Here is a 26,483-nt window from a genome sequence, read left to right on the forward strand (position 1 = left end):
AACCTCACTTGCCAACGAATCCCGGGGAGTTCCCGCCTGCCGAGCCGAGCATTCCGAGCCTTACCTGCCGAGTTCCTTGTGGATGAATTCGAAGATCTCGTCGTCGGACGCGGACTCGATTTTCTGCGCGACCGCTTCGCCGTTCTCCTGCACGCCGGTGTTGCTCCATTTCCAGAGGAATCCCTGGAGCCGGGCGGTGACCTGCTCGTGCATCGCGTCGTCCGGCGTCATCTCCGAAAGAAGCGATTCGAGCCTGTCCAGCTCCTCGATCAGCGGGACGGGGGCCGTATGCTCGGACACCTCCGCCCACAGGTACTCCGCGAGCGCCGCCGGGTTCGGGTAGTCGAACAGCAGGGTCGCGGGCAGCCGGAGGCCGGTCGCGGTGTTCAGCCGGTTCCGCAGCTCCACCGAGGTGAGCGAGTCGAAGCCCAGTTCGCTGAACGCCCGGCCCGCCTCGACGGCGTCGGGAGAGGGGTAGTCGAGGACGTCGGCGGCCTGCGCCCGGATCAGGTCGGTCAGGACCCGGTCCTGCTCGACGCGCGACAGCCCGGCCAGCCGCTCGGCGAGCGCCGCGCCGGCCTCCTCGTCGTCGTTCCCGGGCCCGGCGTCCGCGTCGGCGAGCGCCCGCGCGACCTCCGGCAGCCCTTCGATCAGCGGGCTCGGCCGGCGGAGCGTGAACGGCGGCGCGAACCGGTCCCAGTCCACATCGGCGACGGTCACCGCGCCCTCGCCGCCGTCGATGGCCTGGGACAGCGCCTTGACGGCCAGCGCCGGATCCATCAGCCGCAGGCCGCGCCGCTCCATCTGCGCCGCGCCCTCCCGGTCGGTCATCCCGCCGCCGCTCCACGGACCCCACGCCACCGAGGTGGCCGCCAGTCCGCGCGCCCGCCGGTTCTCCGCCAGCGCGTCGAGGTAGGCGTTGGCCGCCGCGTAGCCGGGCTGGAGACCGCCGCCCCACGTCGCGCCGATCGAGGAGAACAGCACGAACGCGTCCAGGTCCAGGTCGTCGGTCAGCTCGTCCAGCCAGGCGGCTGCGCCGGCCTTGGCGCCGGTCACCGAAGCCAGTTCTGGGAGCGTCGCGTCCTGGACGGCCGTTGCCTGGCCGACTCCGGCGGTGTGCATGACAGCGGTGAGCGGCGGGCCGTCGGCTGAGATTCCGGCGAGCAGTCCCTCCAGCGGCGCACGCCGGGCGAGGTCGGCGGCGACCACGTCGACGGCGGTGCCGGTCTCGGCGAGCTGGGCGGCCAGTTCCGCCGCACCGGGTGCGGCCGGTCCGGAACGGCTGGTCAGGACGAGCTTCTGTGCGCCTCGTCCGGTGAGCCAGCGGGCGACATGGCCGCCGATCGCTCCGGTGCCGCCGGTGATCAGCACGGTGCCGCGCGGTCTCCAGTCCTTGCCGTCCTTGGGACGAGAGATCCGGGTCAGCCGTCTTGCCATGATTCCGGCGGGACGGATCGCGGCCTGGTCCTCGCCGCAGCCGGCCAGCAGCCCGCAGAGCCGGACGGCGGCCCGCTCGTCCATCTCGGGCGGAAGGTCGATCAAACCGCCCCAGCGGTCCGGATGCTCCAGCCCGACCACCCGACCCAAGCCCCACACCTGCGCCTGCACCGGACTGGACAACACCTCACCCGGACCAGCGGAAACCGCGCCACGGGTCAGGACCCACAGCGGCGCGCCGATCCCCGCGTCGCCCAAGGCCTGCACCAGCGTCAGGGTGTCCGCAAGCCCCCTTTGCGGCGTCTCGCCCAGCGCCAGCAGTGACAGCACGCCCGCCACCTGAGGCGCCGCCGAGCCGTTCCCGGAGACCAAGGTCTTCTCGGTTTGTGTGAGTCGGCTCGTAAGTGCATCGCGATCGGCGGTCTCCACCGGAACCACGACGGCGTTAGCGCCGCGGGTTTGGAGGGCGTGGGTGCACTGCTCGGTGAGGTCGCTGGTGGCGTCGGCTGCTGCCGCGATCAGCCAGGTGCCTGACAGGGCCGCTTTGGCGGGGTCGGGGACTGGGGACCAGGCGACTCGGTACCACCAGCGGCTCGTGGCCGATCGGTCGCGCTCGCGCTGCCGCCACGACGCCAGGATCGGGACGACCTCGTCCAGATGCGGGTGGTGCTCAACGGCCAACGTCTCGGCAAGCCGCTCGACATCGCCGTCCTCAACCGCCTCCCAGAACCGCGCCTCGGTCTCTCCCCCGGCACCATTGACGCCATTCATCTCGGCGACGCCATCGCCGGTGCCTGTGGTGTCCGCTGAAGCCTGCAGCCAGTACTTCTGCCGTTGGAAGGCGTAGGTGGGCAGGTCGACTCGCCGGCCCGAGCCAAGTACCGTCCGCCAATCCACGGGGACTCCGGCTACGTGTGCGCGGGCCAGGACGGACAGCATGCGCGCCGCCCCCGCATCCTCACGATCCAGCGTCCCGGTCACCAACGGGGTGCCGGTCAGATCGGCATCCTCAATCGTCTCGGTGATGGGGCCGGTGAGGATGGGGTGTGGGGAGACTTCGATGTAGGTGCGGTAGCCGGCCTCTGCCAGGCCGCGGACGGCCTGCTCGAATCGGACGGTTTGGCGGACGTTGGCGAACCAGTACCCGCCATCCAGTTCCGGGCCGTCCATCCACTCGCCCGTGACCGTGGACCACAACGGCACACGGCCCGCGACAGGCTCGATATCGGCCAGTTCTTCTGCGAGGGCGTTCTGGAGTGGGTCGACTTTCGGGGAGTGTGCGACGAAGTCGGTTTCGGGGATGGGCCACCGCAGCACATGCCGCGCCGACAACTCCCGCTCCAACTCCTGCAGTGCCGTTCGGTCTCCCGACACCACCGTCGCCGCAGGACCGTTCACCGCCGCGATCGACAAGCCCTCACCGAACTCGGCCAGCAGTTCGCTGACCGCCGCGGCGGGCATCACCACCGACAACATCCCGCCCTCAGCGTCCAACCGCGACAACGCGCGCGACCGCGCCACCACGACCTTCGCCGCATCCGACAGGCTCAACATCCCGGCGACACAGGCGGCGGCGATCTCACCCTGGCTATGCCCGACCACAGCATCCGGATGGACGCCGGCCGCCTCCCACACCGCCGTGAGCGACACCATCACCGCCCACAACACCGGCTGCACCACATCAGCCGACTCAAGACCAGGCGCACCCTCCGCACCGGACAGCACATCCGCGAGCGACCAATCAACGAAGGGCGCTAAGGCTTCTGCACACTCGGCCAACCGCTCAGCGAACACCGGAGACGAGGCCATCAACTCCCGGCCCATCCCGATCCACTGCGAACCCTGACCAGGGAAGACGAACACGGTCTTCCCTGTGTCAGCTGCTGCGCCCGACACGACGCCCGGCGCCCGCTGACTCGTTGCCAACGCGGAAAGACCAGCTATCAACTCCTCGCGGTCTCCGCCGGTCACCACGGCTCGGTGCTCGAACACCGACCGGGAATGGACCAGCGACCAGCCCACGTCCACCGGGTCCAGTTCAGGGCGGCCGACCACGAACTCCCGCAAACGGCCCGCCTGACCCACAAGACCGTCAGCCGAACGACCCGACACCAACCACGCCACAGCCTCCGTCTTGAGCAGCGGCACATCGCCAGGACCGGGCTCATCGGTCGGCGCGTTGTCCTCGATCGGCGGAGCCTCTTCCAGGATCGCGTGGACGTTCGTGCCGCTCATCCCGAAAGCCGACACCCCGGCCCGCCGCGGACGGCCCTTGCCCGACCACGGAATCTCCTCATTCAGCAGCCGCACCTCGCCCGCAGACCAGTCGACATGCGGGGACGGCTCGTCGGCGTGCAGCGTTCGTGGCAGCACCTCGTGCTGCAACGCCAGCACCATCTTCATCACGCCGGCCACACCAGCGGCCGACTGCGTATGACCGATGTTCGACTTCACCGAACCCAGCCACAACGGACGACCGTCCGAACGCTCCTGCCCATATGTGGCAAGCAACGCCTGCGCTTCGATCGGATCACCCAACGTGGTTCCGGTGCCGTGCGCCTCCACGGCGTCCACCTCGGCGGCCGTCAGCCGCGCGTCGGCCAGGGCGGAACGGATCACGCGCTGCTGCGACGGGCCGTTCGGGGCCGTGAGTCCGTTGGAGGCCCCGTCCTGGTTGACGGCGCTCCCCCGCACGATGGCCAGGACCGGGTGCCCCAGACGCCGGGCGTCCGACAGCCGCTCCACCAGGAGCATTCCGGCGCCTTCGCCCATGCCCATGCCGTCTGCGTCGGCCGAGAACGCCTTGCACCGGCCGTCGAAGGCGAGTCCGCGCTGCCGCGAGAAGCCCACGAAGAGCGCGGGGTTGGCGATCATCGTCACGCCGCCGGCGAGGGCCAGCGAGCATTCGCCGGAACGCAGTGCCTGGCAGGCCATGTGCAGGGCGACCAGCGACGACGAGCAGGCGGTGTCAATAGTGACCGCCGGGCCTTCCAGACCGAGGACGTAGGAAACGCGTCCCGACAGGACACTGCCCGCGTTGCCCGTGGCCAGATGGCCTTCCAGTTCGGCCGCGCCGTTCAGCGCCAGTTCCAGGCCGATCGCGTCGTATCCCGACCCGGCCCCGCCGGCGAAGACTCCGGTCTGTGAGCCGCGCAGCGAACGGGGATCGATACCGGCCCGCTCCAACGCCTCCCACGACACCTCCAACAGCAACCGCTGCTGCGGATCCATCGCCACGGCCTCACGCGGACTGATCCCGAAAAACGCCGGATCGAACTCCGCCGCCTCATAAACAAAACCACCCTCACGCACATACGACGTACCCGCATGATCAGGATCCGGATCGAACAAACCCTCCACATCCCAACCCCGATCCCGCGGAAACCCCGAAATCACATCAGCACCAGCCGCCAACACCCCCCACAACTGCTCCGGACTCCCCACCCCACCAGGAAAACGACACCCCATCCCCACAATCGCGACCGGCTCATCATCCGCGATCGCAACCGAAACCGTGGTAAGCGGGGCCGCAGTGGAGGCGCCGAGCAGTTCCGCACGAAGGTTCTCGGCCAGCACTCCCGGGCTGGGATAGTCGAAAAGCAGCGTCGCCGGCAACCGCAGTCCGGTCGCAGCGCTCAGCCGGTTCCGCAGCTCGACGGCGGTCAACGAGTCGAAGCCCAGGTCGCTGAATGCGCGACCGGGCTCGACATCGTCGGGCGACCCGTACCCGAGTACCGCCGCTGCTTCGGTCCGGATCAACCCGACCAGGATCCGGTCCTGCTCGGCGCGGGCCAGCCCGGTCAGCCGCCGGGCGAGGGCGGTCCCCGTCTCGGCGCCGGACCTGTTCTCGCCTCCGTTCTCGGCTTCGTCGGCGTCGGCGAGCACCTGCCTGACCTCGGGCAGCGCTTCGATCAGCGGACTCGGCCTCCGCAGCGTGAACGGCGGCGCGAACCGGGCCCACTCCACGTCCGCGACCGTCACCAGCCCGATCCCGCCGTCCAGCACCCGGCTCAGCGCCCGGATACCGGCCTCCGGCTCGATGAGGCGGAGACCGCGCCGCTCCAGCTGCATGCGGGCCACCGCTTCGCCGGGGCCTCCGCTCGTCCACGGACCGAATGCGATCGAGGTTGCGGGCAGTGCTCTGCCCAGCCGGTTCTCCGCCAGGGCGTCCAGGAAGGTGTTGGAGGTCGAGTAGCCGGGTTCGTGGCCGGTGCCCCAGGTGGCGGTGATCGAGGAGAACAGCACGAACGCGTCCAGGTCCAGGCCCTCGGTCAGCTCGTCCAGCCAGGCCGCGCCGGTCGCCTTCGCCGCCAGCGACGCGGCGAGCTGGCTCATTTCCAGTTTGTCCAGCGGACCGTCGTCGAGGACGTAGGCGGTGTGCATGACCGCTGTCAGCGGCGGGCCGCCGGCGGCGATCCGGGCCAGCAGCCCCGCCGCCTGGTCGCGTTCCGCAACGTCGCAGGACACCACGTCGACCGCGGTACCGGATGCCGCCAAGCCCGCCGCGAGCCCGGCCACCCCTTCCGCGCCGGGGCCCGATCGGCTCGCCAGCACGACCCTCGGCGCGTCCCGTCCAGCGAGCCAACGGGCCACATGCCCGCCCAGCGCGCCGGTGCCGCCGGTGACCAGCACGCTTCCGCGCGGCGTCCAGGGCTCGGCCGTGTCGCGTGGCTGCGGCGCCCGCTCGAGCCGCCGGGCCAGTACACCGGCCGGACGGATCGCCACCTGATCCTCGCCGCAGCCGGCCAGCACCCCGCACAGCCGCGCCGCGACCCGCTCATCCCAGACGGGCGGCAGATCCACCAGGCCGCCCCACCGGTCCGGATGCTCCAGCCCGACCACCCGGCCCAGGCCCCATGCTTGCGCCTGTACGGGCCGAGCCAGCATCTCGCCCCGTCCCGTCGAGACCGCCCCACGCGTCAGCACCCACAGCGGCGCACCGATGCCCGCATCGCCGAGCGCCTGCGTCAGCAGCAGCGTCTCCGCCAGCCCCTGCGGCACGGACGCGAATTCCTCCGATGGCGTCTCATCCAACGCCAACAGCGACACCACTCCCGACGGAAGCGTCCGCTCTCCATCTACCTGCGCCTGAGCAAGATGGGCGGCCAGGGACTCCCGATCGAGCCGCCCGGCGGGGACGTGAGTCGTGGTGACGTCGGCGCCGCGGGTTCGGAGGGCCTGCGCGCATTGGTCGGCGAGGTCGTCCGAGGCGTCGGCCGGGACCACGATCAGCCAGGTGCCTGTCAGGACGGGTTGGCCGGGTTCGGCGACGGGCGCCCACACGGTCCGGTACCACCAGTGGCCGATCGCCGAACGGTCCCGCTCGCGCTGCCGCCACGAGGCCAGGATGGGAACGATCTCGTCCAGATGATGCGGGTGATGTTCAACGGCCAACGTCTCGGCAAGTCGCTGGACATCCCCGTCCTCGACCGCCGCCCAGAACCGCGCCTCTTCACTGCCATCGACGACCGCCGCCGCAGCCTGCGCGGACGGGCTCGCCTGTTCCAGTTGCAGCCAGTACTTCTGTCGTTGGAAGGCGTAGGTGGGCAGGTCGATTCGCTGCCCCGAGCCGAGCACGGCCGGCCAGTCGATGGTGACTCCGGCGACATGTGCTTCGGCCAGGACGGTGAGGATGCGCGTGGCCCCGGCGTCTTCGCGGTCCAGCGTTCCGGTGACGACGGTGGCGGCTGTGTCGGTGTCGTCGATGGTTTCGGTGATGGGCCCGGTGAGAATGGGGTGCGGTGAGACTTCGATGAAGGTGCGGTAGCCGGCTGCGGCCAGGCCACGGACGGCGTCCTCGAACCGAACCGTTTGGCGGACGTTGGCGAACCAGTACCCGCCGCCTAGCTTTTGGCCTTCCATCCACTCGCCCGTCACCGTCGACCACAACGGCACCCGGCCCGCAACCGGGGTGATTCCGGCCAGCTCCTCGGCAAGGGCGTCTTGGAGGGGGTCGACTTTCGCGGAGTGGGCGACGAAGTCGGTTTCGGGGATCGGCCACCGCAGCACATGCCGCGCCGACAGTTCCCGCTCCAGCTCCTGCAGAGCCCCGCGGTCTCCCGACACCACCGTCGCCGCAGGACCGTTCACCGCCGCGATCGACAGGCCCTCACCGAAGTCGGAGAGTAGTTCGCCGACCGCCGCGGCAGGCATGACCACCGACAACATGCCGCCCTCGGCATCCAGTCGGGACAGCGCCCGCGACCGCGCCACCACGACCCTCGCCGCATCCGCCAAGCTCAGGATTCCAGCAACACACGCCGCCGCGATCTCACCCTGCGAATGCCCGACCACGGCATCCGGGTGGACGCCTGCCGCCTCCCAGACAGCCGCGAGCGACACCATGACGGCCCACAACACCGGCTGGACGACATCAGCCGACTCAAGACCCGGCGCACCCTCCACACCAGCGAACACATCCGCGAGCGACCAATCGACAAACGGCGCCAGCGCCTCCGCGCACTCGGCCAACCGCGCCGCGAACACCGGAGACGACACCGCCAACTCCCGGCCCATACCAAGCCACTGCGAACCCTGACCAGGGAAAACGAACGCCGTCTTGCCTGTAGCACTGGCCGTTCCCGACACCACGCCCGGTGCCTGCCGGCCCGTTGCCAGCGCGGCAAGCCCCGCTACCAGCTCCTCGTGGTTTCCGCCGGTGACCACGGCTCGGTGCTCGAAGACCGACCGCGTCGTAGCCAGCGACCAACCCACATCCACCGGGTCCAGCTCAGGCCGCCCGACCATGAACTCCCGCAACCGGCCCGCCTGCGCCGCCAAGCCGTCAGCGCTACGACCCGACACCACCCACGCCAAAGCCCCTGGCCCCACCAAGGGCGCATCGCCAGGACCGGGGTCGTCGGTCGGCGCGTCGTCCTCGGCAGGTGGGGCCTCCTCCAGAATCGCGTGGACGTTCGTGCCGCTCATCCCGAAAGCCGACACCCCGGCCCGTCGCGGACGGCCCTCACCCGACCACGGAACCGCCTCATTCAGCAGCCGCACCTCGCCCGCAGACCAGTCGACATGCGGGGACGGCTCGTCGGCGTGCAGCGTTCGTGGCAGCAATTCGTGCTGCAATGCCAGCACCATTTTGATGACGCCGACCACCCCGGCTGCCTGCTGGGCGTGCCCGATGTTCGACTTCACCGACCCCAGCCACAGTGGACGACCGTCCGGACGCTCCTGCCCATATGTGGCGAGCAACGCCTGCGCTTCGATCGGGTCTCCGAGCGACGTGCCGGTTCCGTGGGCTTCCACCACGTCGATGTCGGCCGCCGACAACTGGGCATTGGCCAATGCCTCACGGATGACCCGCTGCTGCGACGGGCCGTTCGGAGCCGTCAAACCATTCGACGCACCGTCCTGATTAACGGCACTTCCTCGTACGACGGCCAGAACGCGGTGCCCAAGACGCCGGGCGTCCGACAGCCGCTCCACCACGACGACGCCGGCGCCTTCGGCCACGCCCATGCCGTCGGCCGACGCGGAGAACGCCTTGCATCGACCGTCCGGCGCGAGTCCGAGCTGCTGGCTGAAGTCGGTGAACAGGACGGGGGCGGCGGCCACGTACGCCCCGCCGACCAAGGCCAGCGAGCACTCTCCGCCACGGAGCGACCGGCAGGCCAGGTGCAGCGCGACGAGTGCCGACGAACAGGCGGTGTCGACGGTGACCGCAGGACCCTCCAGGCCAAGGGTGTACGAGACGCGGCCGGACAGCACGCTGGTCGCGTTGCCCGTCATCAGGTGCCCGTTGAACTCCCCCTGCCGCCCCGAAAGCCAGCCGTAACCGGACGGCGAGGCGCCGGCGAACACACCGGTCTTGGAGCCGCGCAGGGCACGGGGGTCGATACCGGCCCGCTCCAGCGCCTCCCACGACACCTCCAACAGCAACCGCTGCTGCGGATCCATCGCCACGGCCTCACGCGGACTGATCCCGAAAAACGCCGGATCGAACTCCGCCGCCTCATAGACGAAGCCGCCCTCACGCACGTGATCCTGATCGGGGTCGGCGTCGTACAGCTCCTCGACGTCCCAGCCCCGGTCGCGCGGGAAGCCCGCTACGACATCGGTGCCGGACTCCAGCACGTCCCACAGCGCGTCGGGGTCGCTCGCCCCGCCGGGAAAGCGGCAGCCCATTCCGACAATGGCGATCGGCTCGCCCGCGGCCGACTCGATCTCCTGCAGACGCCGGCGGGTCTCGTGCAGATTCGCCGTGACACGGTTGAGAAAGTAGCGGAGCTTATTGTCGTCACTCACTCGTCCACCTCATCAGTAAAGCCGCCGGCGTCCTCATCAGGTCAGTAGATCCCGAGTTCTTTTCCGATGAAGTCGAAGACCTCATCGTCGGTGGAGGCCTCGAGTTTCTCGGCGACGGCGATACCACCGGTACGGTCCTGCGCTTCTTTCCACTTCGAGATGACGGCCTCGAGCCGGGCGGTGATCCGGGCGGCTTCGCCGTTCTGGGCGGGCAGGCCGGTCAGCAGCGACTCCAGCCTGTCCAGTTCCGCGAGGACGGGGTCGGGAGCCTCCGTCCCGTCCCTGGTCAAAGCGGACCGGAGATGGCCGGCGAGGTCGGCGGGCGTCGGGTAGTCGAACAGCAGGGTGGCTGGGAGCCGAAGGCCGGTGGCCGAGTTCAGCCGGTCGCGGAGCTCCACCGCGGTCAGCGAGTCGGCGCCGAGGTCGTTGAAGGCCCGGTCGGCCTGCACCGCCTCGGCCGACGAGTGGCCCAGGACCGTCGCCGCCTCCGCCCTGACCAGGTCGGTCAGCAGCCGGTCCTGGTCGTCGCGGGGCAGCTCCACGAGCCGCCGCGCCAGCGCCGTGCCGCCCTCACCGTCTCCGACCTCGGATCCGGTCTCGGCCAGCGCCTCCCGCACCTCGGGCAGCGCCTCGATCAGCGGGCTGGGACGGCGCAGCGTGAAGGGCGGCGCGAACTTGCCCCAGTCCACGTCGGCGACGGTCAGGACGTCCCCTCCGCAGTCGAGCGTTTGGGCCAGCGCCCTGACGGCCAAGTCTGGGTCCAGTAGCCGCAGCCCGCGGCGTTCCATCTGCGCAGCGTCTTCCTGGTCGGTCATTCCGCCGCCGGACCACGGGCCCCAGGCGATCGAGGTGGCGACCGCGCCGCGCGCCCGCCGGTTCTCCGCCATGGCGTCGAGGTAGGCGTTGGCCGCCGCGTAGCCGGGCTGCAGCGCGCTGCCCCAGGTCGCCGAGATGGAAGAGAACAGCACGAACGCATCCAGGTCACCGGTCAGCCGGTCGAGGCTCGATGCGCCCGCCACCTTGGCGGCCAGGACGGAGGCCAGTTCGTCGGTGGTGGTTTCGTCCAGCGATGTCGCCTGCCCGACACCGGCGGTGTGCATGACGGCTGTCAGCGGCGGCCCGTCAGCGGCGATCCGATCCAGCAACCCGGCCACCGCAGTGTCGTCGGCACTGTCGCAGGCGACCAGGTCCACCCGTGTTCCAGCGGCGGCCACCTCGGCGGCCAGGGCGGCGGCACCGTATGCGGCAGGACCGGACCGGCTGGTCAGCACGATGCGCGGCGCGCCCCGCCCGGCCAGCCAGCGCGCCACATGCCCGGCGATCGCCCCGGTCCCGCCGGTGACCAGTGCGCTGCCGCTCGGCGTCCACGTCTCGCCGCCGTCCGGCTGGGAGGCCCGCGCGAGCCGCCGTGCCAGGATCCCGGCGGGCCGGATCGCAGCCTGATCCTCTCCGCACCCGGCTAGCACTGCACAGAGCCGGGACGCGGCCCGCTCGTCGAGGACCGCGGGAAGGTCGATCAGGCCGCCACCGTGGTCCGGATGCTCCAGGCTCGCGACCCGGCCGAGGCCCCACACCTGCGCCTGTACGGGACTGGCCGGGGCCTCGCCGGGCTCCGCCGCGACAGCGCCCCGCGTCAGCATCCAGAGCGGCGCGTGCACGCTCGCTTCGATCAGCACTTGGATCAGGGCCTGCGTGCCGGCCAACCCGCGCGCTACGGCAGCGTGGTCGTCCAGCGGCGTCTCGTCCAGCGCCAGTAGCGACACCACGCCCATGATCGGTGCGGCGTCGCCCGCCGGAAGCGCCCGGCCGATCAGCGCGGCCAGCGCCGGACGGTCCGCCGCGTCGGCGGCCTCGATGACGGTGACGTCGGCGCCGCGCGCGGTCATGGCCCGCGCACACTCATCGGTCCGCTCCTGCTCGTCGGCCGGGGACACGACCAGCCAGTTCCCGCTCAGCTCAGCTGATTCAGGGTCGGGCACCGGCGCCCAGGACACCCGGTACCACCAGTTCCCGGTCGCCGAACGGTCCTTCTCACGCCGCCGCCACGACGCCAGGGCCGGCAGCACGTCACCGAGCCGCTGGTCGTCGATCGCCAAGGCCTGCGCAAGTTCCTGGACGTCCCCACCGTCGACGGCCGCCCAGAACCGAGCCTCGGCCTCGTCGCCGTCTCCATTGGTCGCAGTGTCCTGGGCGAAGGTCCGCCTGCCCTGAACGGCATCCGGCCAGTACTCCTGATGCTCGAAGGCGTAGGTGGGGAGTTCTGTGGGTGTGCCGGTGGGGAGGAGGCGTGCCCAGTCGATCGGGACGCCGTGGACGTGGGCGCGGGCGAGCGCGGTCATGAGGGTGTGGTCGGCGGGGTGTCCGGGGCGTTGGGTGGGGATGAAGACGCTCTGCTGGTCGTCGTTGAGCGCTGCTGGGCCGAGTGCCGACAGGGTGCCGTCGGGCCCGATCTCGATGAACACCCGAACACCCTGAGCAGCCAAGGTCGCTACTGCGTCGGCGTAGCGCACCGGCCGCCGCGCCTGCCCCACCCAGTACTCGGGGCCGGGCTCGGTGACCAGTTCCCCGGTCAGCGCCCCCGCCCACGGCAGAGCCGGTGGACTGTAGGTGAGTTGAGCGGCGATCTGGGCCAGCTCGTCCAGCACCGGGTCCATGCGCGGTGAGTGGAACGCATGGCTGACCCTCAGCCGCCGCACCCGCACACCCTGCTCGCGGAAGGTGTCGGCGATGTGGTCGACGGCGTCCTGGTCGCCGGAGATCACCACGGCCTGCGGGCCGTTCACCGCCGCGATCTCCACCCCGGACATACCTTGCAGGGCGTTGAGCATGTCGGCTTCGCTGACCGCGACCGCCGCCATCGCACCACCCTCAGGCAGCGCCTGCATCAAACGACCACGCGCGGCCACCAGCCTGCACGCATCCGGCAACGACACCACCCCGGCCGCATACGCCGCCGCGACCTCCCCCACCGAATGCCCAGCCACCGCATCCGGCCGAACCCCACACGCCTCCAACACGGCCAGCAGACCCGCCTGCACCGCGAACAAGCCGGCTTGAGCGAACACCGTCCAATCCGCCCGCGCCTCCGCATCCTCGCCGCGGCCAAGAACCACGTCGGCGACCGAGAACCCCAACTCCGCTTCCAGCAGGCCGCAGACCTGGTCGAAGGTCTCGGCGAACACCGGACTGACCTCATACAGGCCAGCGGCCATGCCGGCACGCTGCGCCCCCTGACCAGCGAACACAAACCCCACCCGGCCAACACCACCCGCAGGCACCACACCCGACACCACACCTGGCCGGAACTCCGCAGACGCCACCGCCGCCAGCCCGTCCGTCAGGTCGTCGCGGGCAGACCCCAAGACCACCGCGCGATGCTCGAAAGCCGTCCGCGTCGTCGCCAACGACCAACCAACATCGACCGGATCCACGCCCGGACGAGCCGACACGAACTCGCCGAGACGTCGTGCCTGCGCCGCTAGCCCACTGGCCGTACGGCCGGACACCGTCCAAGCCAACGGCGCCCCGGCCAAGACCGGGCGCTCCCCCGGGACGTCCGCTGGGCGCTCCTCTAGGGCTGGGGGCTCCTCGAGGATGATGTGCGCGTTCGTGCCGCTGATCCCGAACGCCGACACCCCGGCCCGCCGCGAACGACCACCACCGACCCACCGCATCGGCTCCGCCAGCAAACGCACCGCACCCGACGACCAATCCACATGCGACGACGGCTCGTCCACGTGCAACGTGCGTGGCAACTCACCGTGCTGCAAGGCCAGCACCATCTTCATCACGCCGGCCACCCCGGCAGCCGCCTGCGTGTGTCCGAGGTTGGATTTCACCGAGCCCAGCCACAGTGGACGGTCCTCGGGCCGGTCCTGCCCATAGGTGGCAAGCAAGGCCTGCGCTTCGATCGGGTCGCCCAGTGGCGTGCCGGTGCCGTGCGCTTCCACCGCGTCCACCTCAGAGGCCGACAGCCCCGCGCTCGCCAGAGCCGCGCGAATCACGCGCTGCTGCGACGGCCCGTTCGGAGCGGTGAGACCGTTCGACGCACCGTCCTGGTTGATCGCGCTGCCGGCCACCAGCGCCAGGACCCGATGCCCTGCGCGGCGGGCGTCAGAAAGCCGCTCGACCAGCAGCATTCCGGCGCCTTCGCCCATGCCCATGCCGTCCGCGTCGGCCGAGAACGCCTTGCATCGGCCGTCGGCCGCGAGGCCGCGCTGGCGGGAGAAGCCGACCATCTCCCAGGGGGTCGCCATGACCGACACGCCACCGACGAGCGCGAGCGAGCACTCGCCGGACCGCAGCGCCTGGCAGGCCATGTGCAGCGACACCAGGGACGACGAGCACGCGGTGTCCATGGTCACCGCGGGCCCCTCCAGGCCCAGGACGTAGGCGATCCGGCCGGAGATGATGCTGGTCGCGTTGCCGGTCACCAGGTGTCCTTCCAGTTCACCGGTGCCGTTCAGCGCGAGTTGCAGGCTGATCGTGGAGTAACCGGAGCTGTATCCGCCGATGAACACCCCGGTGCGGGAGCCGCGCAGCGACGCCGGTTCGATGCCCGCCCGCTCCAGCGCCTCCCAGGACAGTTCCAGCAGCATCCGCTGCTGCGGGTCCATGGCGAGGGCCTCGCGCGGGCTGATCCCGAAGAACCCGGGGTCGAACTCCGGGGCTTGGTGGAGGAACCCGCCCTCGCGGACGTAGGTGGTGCCGGTGTGCGCGGGGTCAGGGTCGTAGAGGCCGTCCACGTCCCAGCCGCGGTTCTGCGGGAAGCCCGAGATCGCGTCCCCGCCCGAGGCCAGCAGTTCCCACAGCCCCTCCTGGTCCTGGACCCCGCCCGGATAGCGGCAGCTCATCGCCACGATGGCGATCGGTTCGTCGTCCACCGCGCCCGCCGGGAGCGCGGGGACCGCCGCGTCACCGGCCAGAGAGCCCAGCAGTTCGGTCCGCAGATGATCCACGAGCACCAGGGGCGTCGGATAGTCGAACAGCAGCGTGGCGGGCAGCCGCAGACCGCTCACCACGCTGAGCCGGTTGCGCAACTCTACCGAGGTCAGCGAGTCGAAGCCGAGTTCGCTGAAGGCCCGGCCGGCCTCCACCGCGTCGGGCGAGGGGTAGCCAAGGACACCGGCGGCCTCGGCCTTGATCAGGTCTTCTAGCAGCCGGTCCTGCTCGGCCCTGGCGAGCCCGGTGAGCCGCGCCATCAGTTCGCCGTCGGCCTGGCCGCCGCTCGCCGCGCCCGGGGTGAGGTCGAGTTGCCGGACGTCCGGCAGGTCGCGGACGAACGGCACCTGCACAAGGTCCGCCGCGCCCGGCGCGAAGGCGAGCTGCGGCCAGTCGATGTCCATGATCGTGACCACGCCGTCCTGGCCGTCCAGCGCCCGCGCCAGCGCCCGAACCGCCAGGTCCGGGGCCATCAGCACCTCCCACCGGTTACGGCGCAGCCGCAGCCGGGTCGCCTCGCTGGCCTGCGACACGCCGTCGCCGTCCCACGGCCCCCACGCCACCGACAGCCCGGCCAGTCCCCGCGCCCGCCTGTTTTCCGCGAGGGCATCCAGGAACGCGTTGGCCGCCGCATAGTTGGCCTGCCCGCCGCCGCCGAAGGTCGCGGCGGCCGATGAGAAGAGCACGAACGCGTCCAGGTCCAGGCCCTCGGTCAGCTCGTCCAGCCAGGCCGCTCCCGCCGCCTTCGCCGCCAGTGCCGTCGCCAGCCGCGCTGTGTCCAGGTGGTCCAGCACCCCGTCGTCGAGGACGCCCGCGCTGTGCATGACCGCAGTGAGCGGCGGACCGCCGGCTGCGATCCCGGCTACTACTCCCGCGATCTGGTCGCGGTCGCCGGAGTCCGCGGCGACCACGTCGACGGCGGTGCCGGTCTCGGCGAGCTGGACGGCCAACTCGGCCGCACCAGGTGCGGCCGGTCCGGAACGGCTGGTCAGGACGATCTTCTGTGCGCCTCGTCCGGTCAGCCAGCGGGCGACATGGCCGCCGATCGCTCCGGTGCCGCCGGTGATCAGCACGGTGCCGCGCGTCCGCCACGTTTCGCCGTCGCTCGGCTGGACGGCCCGGGTCAGCCGTCTTGCCATGATTCCGGCGGGACGGATCGCGGCCTGGTCCTCGCCGCAGCCGGCCAGCAGCCCGCAGAGCCGGACGGCGGCCCGCTCGTCCATCTCGGGCGGAAGGTCGATCAGTCCGCCCCAGCGGTCCGGATGCTCCAGCCCGACCACCCGACCCAAGCCCCACACCTGCGCCTGCACCGGACTGGCCAACACCTCACCCGGACCAGCGGAAACCGCACCACGGGTCAGCATCCACAGCGGCGCCTCCACCTCGGCATCGCCTAGCGCCTGAACCAGCGTCAGCGTTCCAGCCAGTCCCCCGGACACCACCGGGAAGCCCTCCACGACCTGCTCGTCCATTCCCAGCAGTGACACCACGCCCGTCACGGCCACCCGCTCGGTCTCCGCGTCGGGAAGCGCCGTGGCTCGGACGATCTGGGTGGTCAAGGACTCACGGTCGGCTTCGGCGGGATTGGTACGGATCAGGACGACGTTGGCGCCGCGCGTTCGGAGTGCGTCGGCGCACTGCTCCGTGAGCTCGTGAGTGCTGTCGTCGGCTGGGACTGCGATCAGCCAGGTGCCTGACAGGGCTGTTTGAGCGGGGTCGGGGATCGGGGACCAGGCGACTCGGTACCACCAGCGGCTCGTGGCCGAACGGTCGCGCTCGCGCTGCCGCCACGACGCCAGGATCGGGACGACCTCGTCCAGATGCGGATGATGCTCAACGGCCAACGTCTCGGCAAGCCGCTCAACATCGCCGTCCTCAACCGCCTCCCAGAATCGCGCCTCAGCCTCTCCGCCTGCACCACTTGCCTGGGCAGCGTCGTTAACGGTGCCCGATGAAGCCTGCAGCCAGTACTTCTGCCGTTGGAAGGCGTAGGTGGGCAGGTCGACTCGCCGCCCCGACCCGAGTACCGCTCGCCAGTCGATGGGGACTCCGGCGACGTGTGCGCGGGCTAGGACGGTCAGGACGCGCGTCGCTCCGGCGTCTTCGCGGTCCAGGGTTCCGGTAACGACGGTGGCGGCGGCTGTGTCGGTCTCGTCGATGGTTTCGCTGATGGGCCCGGTGAGGATCGGGTGGGGTGAGACCTCGATGTAGGTGCGGTAGCCGGCCTCTGCCAGGCCGCGGACGGCCTGTTCGAAGCGGACGGTTTGGCGGACGTTGGCGAACCAGTACCCGCCGTCCAGTTCCGGGCCGTCCATCCACTCGCCCGTGACCGTGGACCACAACGGCACACGGCCCGCGACGGGCTCGATACCGGTCAGCTCCTCGGCCAGGGCGTTTTGGAGGGGGTCGACTTTCGGTGAGTGTGCGACGAAGTCGGTTTCGGGGATCGGCCACCGCAGCACATGCCGCGCCGACAGTTCTCGTTCCAACTCCTGCAGTGCCGTTCGGTCTCCTGACACCACCGTCGCCGCAGGACCGTTCACCGCCGCGATCGACAAGCCCTCACCGAACTCGGCCAGCAGTTCGGTGACCGCCGCGGCGGGCATCACCACCGACAACATCCCGCCCTCAGCGTCCAACCGCGACAACGCACGCGACCGCGCCACCACGACCTTCGCCGCATCCGACAGGCTCAACATCCCAGCGACACAGGCGGCGGCGATCTCACCCTGGCTATGCCCGACCACAGCATCCGGATGGACACCGGCCGCCTCCCAGACAGCCGCGAGCGACACCATCACCGCCCACAACACCGGCTGCACCACGTCAGCCGACTCAAGACCAGGCGCACCCTCTGCCCCGGCGAGCACGTCCTGCAACGACCAATCGACAAACGGAGCCAACGCCGCCGCGCACTCGGCCAACCGCTCAGCAAATACCGGAGACGACGCCGCCAACTCCCGGCCCATCCCGAGCCACTGCGAACCCTGACCAGGAAAAACGAACACCGTCTTTCCCGTCTCAGCCGCTACGCCCGAGACAACACCCCGCGTCTGCTGTCCCGTCGCCAATGCCGAAAGCCCCGCCACCAACTCCTCGCGGTTTGTCCCCGTCACGACGGCCCGGTGCTCGAACATCGACCGGGAATGAGCCAGCGACCAACCCACATCCGCCGGATCCAACTCAGGCCGGCTGACCACGAACTCCCGCAAACGGCCCGCCTGACCCATCAGACCGTCAGCCGAACGACCCGATACCAACCACGCCACAGCCCCGGACCCCGCCAAAGACGCGTCGCCAGGCCCAGAGTCATCGGTGGCTGCATCCTCCTCAGCCGGCGGGGCCTCTTCCAGAATCGCGTGTACGTTCGTGCCACTCAGCCCGAAGGCTGACACCCCGGCGCGTCGCGGCCGAACGTCATCACCCGCAGGCCACGGCGTCGCCTCGGTCAGGAGTTGAATTTCGCCTGCGGACCAGTCGACGTGCGGGGACGACTCGTCGGCGTGGAGCGTGCGCGGCAGCATCTCGTGCTGCAACGCCAGCACCATCTTCATCACACCGGCCACACCAGCGGCCGACTGCGTATGGCCAATGTTCGACTTCACCGAACCCAGCCACAACGGACGACCGTCCGGACGCTCTTGCCCATACGTTGCAAGCAACGCCTGCGCCTCGATCGGATCACCCAACGTCGTCCCCGTGCCGTGCGCCTCCACCACATCGATATCGGTGGCAGACATCCGCGCATTCGCCAATGCCGCGCGGATAACCCTCTGCTGCGACGGTCCATTCGGAGCCGTCAAACCATTCGACGCACCGTCCTGATTAACGGCAGTTCCCCGCACGACGGCCAGGACCGGATGCCCCAGACGCCGGGCGTCCGACAGCCGCTCCACCAGCAGCATCCCGGCGCCTTCTGCGACGCCCATGCCATCGGCGTCGGCGGAGAACGCCTTGCACCGCCCGTCGACGGCCAGTCCGCGCTGTCTGCTGGTCCAGACCCAGAGGTCGGGGGTGGCCGCTATGAACGCGCCGCCGGCGAGGGCCAGCGAGCATTCACCGGAACGCAGCGCCTGGCAGGCCATGTGCAGCGCGACCAGCGACGACGAGCAGGCGGTGTCCACCGTGACGGCCGGGCCTTCCAGGCCCAGCGTGTAGGACACCCGGCCGGACAGGACGCTGGTCGTGGTGCCTGCGAGCAGGTGCGCCTCCGTGCTGCCGGCCCCTTCGGGACGCGCCATCCCGTATCCGGCGAAACTCGCGCCGGCGAAGACCCCGGTCTGGGAGCCGCGTAGCGAGCGGGGATCGATACCGGCCCGCTCCAACGCCTCCCACGACACCTCCAACAGCAACCGCTGCTGCGGATCCATCGCCACGGCCTCACGCGGACTGATCCCAAAAAACGCCGGATCGAACTCCGCCGCCTCATAAACAAAACCACCCTCACGCACATACGACGTCCCCGCATGATCAGGATCCGGATCGAACAAACCCTCCACATCCCAACCCCGATCCCGCGGAAACCCCGAAATCACATCAGCACCAGCCGCCAACACCCCCCACAACTGCTCCGGACTCCCCACCCCACCAGGAAAACGACACCCCATCCCCACAATCACAACCGGCTCATCATCAGCGACCGCAACCGAAACCGCCGTAAACGGGGCCGCGGTGGACGCGCCGAGGAGTTCTCCGCGCAGATACTCGGCCAGCACTCCGGTGTTGGGGTAGTCGAAGAGCAGCGTCGCCGGCAACCGCAGCCCGGTCGCAGCACTCAACCGATTCCGCAGTTGCACGGCGGTCAACGAGTCGAAGCCCAATTCGCTGAACGCCCGGCCCACCTCGACGTCCTCCGCCGAGGCATAGTCCAGAACCGCCGCTGCTTCGGTGCGGATCAGCCCCACCAGGGTCCGGTCCTGCTCGGCGCGGGCCAGCCCGGTCAACCGCTGGGCCAGCTCAGTGCCGGGCCCTTCGGCGCCGGATCCGTCGGCGTCCCCCGCCTCGTCGACGTCGACGAGGGCTTCTCTGACCTCGGGCAGCGCCTCGATCAGCGGACTCGGCCTGCGCAGCGTGAACGGCGGCGCGAACCGGGCCCACTCCACATCGGCGACCGTCACCAGCGCGTCCGCACCATCCAGAACCTGACCCAACGCCCGAATGGCCAATTCGGGATCCATCAACTGAAGGCCGCGGCGCTCCATCTGCGCCGCGCCCGCTCCGGCGTTCATTCGCCCGTCGTTCCACGGGCCCCATGCCACCGAGGTCGCGGCAAGCCCTCGGGACCGGCGGTTCTCCGCGAGGGCGTCCAGAAAGGCGTTCGCCGCTGAGAAGGCCGACTGGAGCCCGCTGCCCCAGGTGGCGGCGGCCGAGGAGAACAGCACGAACGCGTCCAGGTCCATGTTCCCGGTCAGCTCGTCCAGCCAGGCCGCGCCATCGGCCTTGGCGCGCATGACGTGGGCCAGTTCTTCCGCCGTCGTGTCCTGCAACGACGTCGCCTGACCGACACCGGCGGTGTGCATGACGGCGGTGAGCCGCGGCCCGCTCCGGTCGATCCACGGCAGCAGCCCCGCCACCTGGTCGCGCTCCGCGACGTCGCAGGACACCACGTCCACCGCGGTACCGGACGCCGCCAAGCCCGCCGCGAGCCCGGCCACTCCGTCCGCTGCGGGCCCCGACCTGCTCGCCAAGACGACCCTCGGCGCGTCACGGCCTGCCAGCCAGCGCGCCACGTGCCCGCCGATCGCTCCGGTGCCGCCGGTGACCAGGACACTTCCGCGCGGTGTCCACCGTCCGGCGTCACCGGGGGCTTGCGTCATCCGGGTCAGCCGCCGGGCAAATACACCGGCCGGACGGATCGCCACCTGATCCTCGCCGCAGCCGGCCAGCACCCCGCACAGCCGCGCCGCGACCCGCTCATCCCAGACGGGCGGCAGATCGACCAGGCCACCCCACCGATCCGGATGCTCCAAACCAACGACCCGGCCCAAGCCCCACACCTGAGCCTGTACGGGGCTGGCCAGAACCTCGTCCGCCCCGACCGCCACCGCGCCCTGGGTCAGCATCCACAGCGGTGCGTCGATGCCGACGCCACCCAATGCCTGAACCAACGCCAACGTCCGGGCCAGTCCGTCATCTCCGCCGTCCGCAAGCAGTGACACGACGCCGGCATGGGGTTGGGAGGCGACGGCTTCTGAGTCGGTAGCCAGCGAGCTGGCCAGGTGAGCGGTCAACGAGTCGCGATCGAGGGTGCGCGGCGCCTCGATGACGACGACGTCGGCGCCGCGGGCTCGGAGTGCCTGCGCGCACTGGTCGGTGCGATCGCGGGCGGTATCAGGGGAGGTGACGATCAGCCAGGTGCCGGAAGGAAGCGACGCGGCGGGGTCGGCGACGGGCGCCCACATGGTCCGGTACCACCAGTGGCCGATCGCCGAACGGTCCCGCTCACGCCGCCGCCACGTGGCCAGCACCGGCAGCGCTTCGCCCAACCGGCGTTGGTCCTCCGCCTCCAATCCGGCGGTCAACTCCCCGACGTCGCCGTCCTCGACCGCGGCCCAGAAGCGTGCGTCCTCGTCACCACCAGACGCCGTCCCTACAGACCCCGCGGTCTGCCCAGGTCGGATCGCCAGCCCGGACTGCAGCCAGTACTTGCGCCGTTGGAAGGCGTAGGTGGGTAGGTCGACTCGCTGGCCGGAGCCGAGTACGGCCCGCCAGTCGATGGGGACTCCGGCGACGTGTGCGCGGGCTAGGACGGTCAGGATGCGTGCTGCACCAGCGTCTTCGCGGTCCAGGGTTCCGGTAACGACGGTGGCGGCGGCTGTGTCGGTCTCGTCGATGGTTTCGGTGATGGGGCCGGTGAGGATGGGGTGGGGTGAGACCTCGATGTAGGTGCGGTAGCCGGCCTCTGCCAGGCCACGGACGGCCTGCTCGAATCGGACGGTTTGGCGGACGTTGGCGAACCAGTACCCGCCGTCCAGCTCCGGGCCGTCCATCCACTCGCCCGTCACCGTGGACCACAACGGCACCCGACCCGCGACAGGCTCGATACCGGCCAGTTCCTCTGCGAGAGCGTTCTGGAGTGGGTCGACTTTGGGTGAGTGTGCGACGAAATCGGTTTCGGGGATCGGCCACCGCAACACATGCCGCGCCGACAACTCCCGCTCCAACTCCTGCAGTGCCGTTCGGTCTCCCGACACCACCGTCGCCGCAGGACCGTTCACCGCCGCGATCGACAGGCCCTCACCGAACTCCGAGAGCAGTTCGGTGACCGCTGCGGCGGGCATCACCACCGACAACATCCCGCCCTCGGCATCCAGCCGCGACAACGCACGCGACCGCGCCACCACAACCCTCGCCGCATCCGACAGCGACAACATCCCCGCCACACACGCCGCCGCGATCTCACCCTGGCTATGCCCGACCACCGCATCCGGGTGGACACCGGCCGCCTCCCACACCGCCGCGAGCGACACCATCACCGCCCACAACACCGGCTGCACCACATCAGCCGACTCAAGACCAGGCGCAACCTCCGCACCGGACAACACGTCCTGCAACGACCAATCGACGTAGGGCGCCAACGCTGCCCCGCACTCGGCCAACCGCTCAGCGAACACCGGAGACGACGCCGCCAACTCCCGGCCCATCCCGAGCCACTGCGAACCCTGACCAGGAAAAACAAAGACCACACGACCCGGACCACCAGCCGGAACCGCGCCCGTCACCACACCCGCAGCAGGCTGCCCCGTCGCCACCGCAGCCAGCCCCGCAACCAACTCATCACACTCACCGCCCACCACCACAGCCCGGTGCTCGAACACCGACCGCGTCGTAGCCAACGACCAACCCACATCCCCCGGAGCCAACCCAGACCGCGCCACCACGAACTCCCGCAGCCGACCCGCCTGCGCCGCCAACCCGTCGGCCGTACGTCCCGACACCAGCCAGGCCGATGTCTCCGCCGCCACCAGGGGCGCGCCACCGGCCCCGGTGTCATCGTCAGACGCGTTGTCCTCGATCGGCGGAGCCTCTTCCAAGATCACGTGGACGTTCGTGCCGCTCATCCCGAAAGCCGACACCCCGGCCCGCCGGGGACGGTCACCGTCCGCGCCGGATGGCCAGGGGTGCGGCGAGTTCAGCAGGCGTACGTCCCCGGCCGCCCAGTCCACGTGCGGGGTCGGGTCGTCGGAGTGGAGGCTTCGCGGCAGCACCTCGTGCCGCAGCGCCAGCACCATCTTGATCACGCCGGCCGCTCCGGCGGCGGCCTGGGCGTGCCCGATGTTGGACTTCACCGATCCCAGCCACAGGGGACGGTCGTCCGGACGCTCCTGCCCATACGTCGCAAGCAGCGCCTCCGCCTCGATCGGGTCGCCGAGGGTGGTCGCCGAGCCGTGCGCCTCCACCACGTCGATGTCGGCCGCCGACAGCTGCGCGTTGGTCAACGCGGCGCGGATCACCCGCTGCTGCGACGGGCCGTTCGGGGCCGTCAGACCGTTCGACGCGCCGTCCTGATTGACCGCGGTCCCCCGGACGACGGCCAGGACCGGGTGCCCGAGGCGCCGGGCGTCCGAAAGCCGCTCCACCACCACGACGCCCGCGCCCTCGGCCCATCCGGACCCGTCGGCCGAGGCGGCGAACGATCTGCAGCGCCCGTCCACCGACATGCCTCGCTGGCGGGAGAAGCCGACGAACACGCCCGGGGTGGCGATCACCGTGACGCCGCCGGCGAGGGCCAGCGAGCATTCACCGGAGCGCAGCGCCTGGCAGGCCATGTGCAGCGCGACCAGCGACGACGAACACGCCGTGTCCACCGTGACCGCCGGGCCTTCCAGGCCGAGCGTGAAGGCGACGCGGCCGGACAGGACGCTGGTCGCGGTGCCGGTCAGCATGTGGCCCTCGACGCCTTCGATGCCGGCGGGGAGCCCCGTTCCGTATCCGGACGAGTAGGCCCCGGCGAAGACTCCGGTCGGGGTGCCGCGCAGCGAGCGAGGGTCGATGCCCGCCCGCTCGAACGCCTCCCAGGAGATCTCGAGCAGCAGGCGTTGCTGCGGGTCCATGGCCAGCGCCTCGCGCGGGCTGATGCCGAAGAAGCCGGGGTCGAAGTCGGCCGCCTCGTACACGAAGCCGCCGTGGCGGGCGTAGGTGGTGCCCTCGTGGTCGGGGTCCGGGTCGTAGAGGGCGTCGACGTCCCAGCCGCGGTCGACGGGGAATCCCGAAATGACGTCCGCGCCGGAGTCCAGCAGTTCCCAGAGTTGTTCCGGGGTGCCGGCGCCGCCCGGGAACCGGCAGCCCATTCCGACGATCGCGATGGGCTCCCGGCTCTGTTCCTCCACCTCGTGCAGACGCCGGCGAGCCTGCCGAAGATTGGCCGTGACCAGTTTGAGGTAATCGCGCAGCTTATCTTCGTTGGACATTTATCGCCGCCGCTCCCTGGTTACCCCTGAGGCGCACCTTGAATTCGACCATCTCTCGGCGAAACAACCGGCACAGCATACTGAAACACACCGAAAACCGACCGCATGAACCCATGGCGGAGCGGCAACAAATGGACACTGATCGCGTAGCACGGTAACCAGCGCGTTCGGAGGGCGCAAGCATGCCCGGACCAGCGGGTTCCGTCATCGGCCGCAGAACGTACAGGCCGCGTGTTCAACCGCTGAATTGCACCGGTTGAACGCCCGCCGGGAAACTCCGAGACATAACGAACATCGCTGCACGCGGCAAGTGCGGCAGATGAACACCCGATAGACGCACGCCGAGCGAGGCGTCCGCCGCCGTCGACAGGCCGAGCCGGCCCGCGACAGTGCAGGCGTTCGCGTGTTCAGGGCTTTCGGTGACTATCCGGGCCGCGGCATAATCGAGGCCGCTCACCGCCTACGTCAAGCCGCCGCTGAGAACGCGGTCGAGCGCTGCGCGGCCTGCGGGGCCCCATGTCGGCTTCCCGCCGGGAAGGCCCCGGTCTCCGTTCTGGCCCATCAGCATGAGGAACAGGCTTTTCACCGCGGCCAGCCCGCGGGCGCGCCTGATCGTCGCCTCGTCCGCACGCGTGTATGCGTCGAAGAAGCGTGCGGCGGCGCCGGCAGGGAGGATCACCCATGCGGCCGCGAGGTCCCACGCCGGATCGCCCGCGAACATGTCACCGAAGTCGATGACGCCTGACAGCGTCCCGTCCGAGATGACGACGTTCGCGGGATGAAGGTCACCGTGCACCCAGACCGGCGGGCCCTCCCACTCGGGCGCCGCGACGGCGTCGTCCCAAACGGCCCGCACATCGTCGGCCATGCCGCCGGGGACAACGGCTTGGAAGAAATAGTCGAAGCCGTCCGTGCATTTCTTCGGGTGGGCGCCGCGGTCCGAACTGATCGGTGCATCAGCGGGCGCTTCCACGTGGAGTGCGCTGAGGAATCCCGCCAGGGCGTCGGCCGCGTGGTCGCCGCGGCTGATCGAGGTGTGGTCCAGCGGCTCACCAGGGACCCACGTCATGATCGTCCAGGGCTTCGGGAAGCGCGCCGACGGCTCACCGACCCGTACGGGCATCGGGACCGGGAGCGGCAGGCGCGGAGCCAGGACAGGCAGCCATCGGCGCTCCCTGCGCTGGAGCTCCGGGGCGCGTTCCGTACGCGGCATGCGCATGGCCAGCTCGTCTCCGAGGCGCCACTGCTGGTTGTCCCACCCGCCCGCGACTTCGCGGATGGCCAGCCCGGCGAGGTCCGGGTGCTGCTCCTGCAGCAGGCCATGGACCAGATCCGCAGTGATCACGATCTCGGAGTCGGTCATGCGAAGCCACGGTACTGGCGCAACACGGCGGGCACGGGGTCTGAGCCGGTCGGCCGAGGGTGTTGGCTGGTCAGGGCAGGAGTGCCAGTTTGCCCACGGTGGTCCGTGCCTCCAGTTCCGCGAGTGCTTTCGGGCCGTCGGTCAGCGCATAGGTCGTCGGCTGCACGGGGGTGAGCACTCCGGCGGCGAGGAGTTTGAACATCTCGTCCATGACCTCGCCGAAGACCTGCGGCGCGGCCTGGCTCAGGATGCCGATGTTCAGGCCGATGAGGTGGATCTGGTGCTTGTAGACGAGGTCCCAGTTGGTGATCGGGGCTTCGCCGCCGGCCAGGCCGTAGACGACGACCCGGCCGGTGACGCGTTTGACCGCGGTCAGGCTGGCTTCGAAGGTGGTGCCGCCCGCCGACTCCAGGACCAGGTCCGCGCCCGCGCCGCCGGTCAGCCGCAGCACCTCGGCGGCCAGGTCGGCGCGGCGGGAGTCGATGACGTGGTCGGCGCCCAAGGCGCTCACCACCTCGTGTTTGGCCGGCGAGGCGGCGGCGATGACCGTCGCGCCGTAGTGCTTGGCCATCTTCACCGCGTACTGGCCGGTCCCGCCGGCCGCGGCGTGGATCAGGACGGTCTGCCCGGCGGTGAGGGCGCCCAGCGGCTTGAGCGCCGCCAGTGCGGTCGGGCAGTTCACGAGCAGCCCCAGCGCCTGCTCGTCGGCCCAGCCCGCGGGCACCGGCAGCGCGGCGGCCGCGGGCAGCGCCATGTACTCGGCGAAGGCGCCGCCTCCAATGCCGACGCCGACGACATGGGCACCGGGCTCCAGGCCGGTCACCCCTTCGCCGACGGCGATGATCTCGCCGGCGCCCTCGATGCCGGCCAGGTACGGCGGCTGCGGGCCGCCCGCGAACGTGCCGCGGGACTGCGAGACGTCGACGAAGTTGACGCCCGCGGCGGTGACCCGGATCAGGACCTCGCCGGGACCCGGCGCCGGCACCGGTGCGTCGGTGATCAGGTGCAGGTCCTGCGGGCCGTGCAGGGACGTCTGCCGCAGGGCGCGCATGGTGGACGGACCGGTCACGGCGATC

4 protein-coding genes are annotated in these 26,483 nt (G+C 70.4%); all 4 read right to left on the minus strand.

The features are described from left to right. Positions 1-60 precede the first annotated feature (60 nt). The gene (locus J4709_RS05100; protein WP_208237444.1) at positions 61-9,693 is read right to left on the minus strand and encodes a type I polyketide synthase; all 9,633 of its coding nucleotides are present in this window, start codon (positions 9,691-9,693) and stop codon (positions 61-63) included. A gap of 41 nt (positions 9,694-9,734) precedes the next feature. Next, positions 9,735-24,044 (minus strand): type I polyketide synthase, encoded by a 14,310-nt coding sequence (locus tag J4709_RS05105; protein WP_208237451.1) that lies wholly within the window; start codon positions 24,042-24,044, stop codon positions 9,735-9,737. A 460-nt stretch (positions 24,045-24,504) separates the two neighbouring features. Beyond that, positions 24,505-25,407, minus strand: coding sequence for an aminoglycoside phosphotransferase family protein (locus J4709_RS05110; RefSeq protein ID WP_208237453.1), 903 nt, complete (start codon positions 25,405-25,407; stop codon positions 24,505-24,507). A gap of 70 nt (positions 25,408-25,477) precedes the next feature. Continuing rightward, positions 25,478-26,476, minus strand: a complete 999-nt coding sequence (locus tag J4709_RS05115) for an NADPH:quinone oxidoreductase family protein (protein ID WP_307800977.1) — start codon at positions 26,474-26,476, stop codon at positions 25,478-25,480. Positions 26,477-26,483: the final 7 nt, after the last annotated feature.

Origin of the sequence: Actinomadura violacea (assembly GCF_017573465.1) — a bacterium.
GTDB classification, from domain to species: domain Bacteria; phylum Actinomycetota; class Actinomycetes; order Streptosporangiales; family Streptosporangiaceae; genus Spirillospora; species Spirillospora violacea.

Excerpts from the sequence above, each read along its gene's own strand:
- J4709_RS05105 (WP_208237451.1), bottom strand. The coding sequence starts at position 24,044 with ATGTCCAACGAAGATAAGCTGCGCGATTACCTCAAACTGGTCACGGCC.
- J4709_RS05110 (WP_208237453.1), bottom strand. The coding sequence starts at position 25,407 with ATGACCGACTCCGAGATCGTGATCACTGCGGATCTGGTCCATGGCCTG.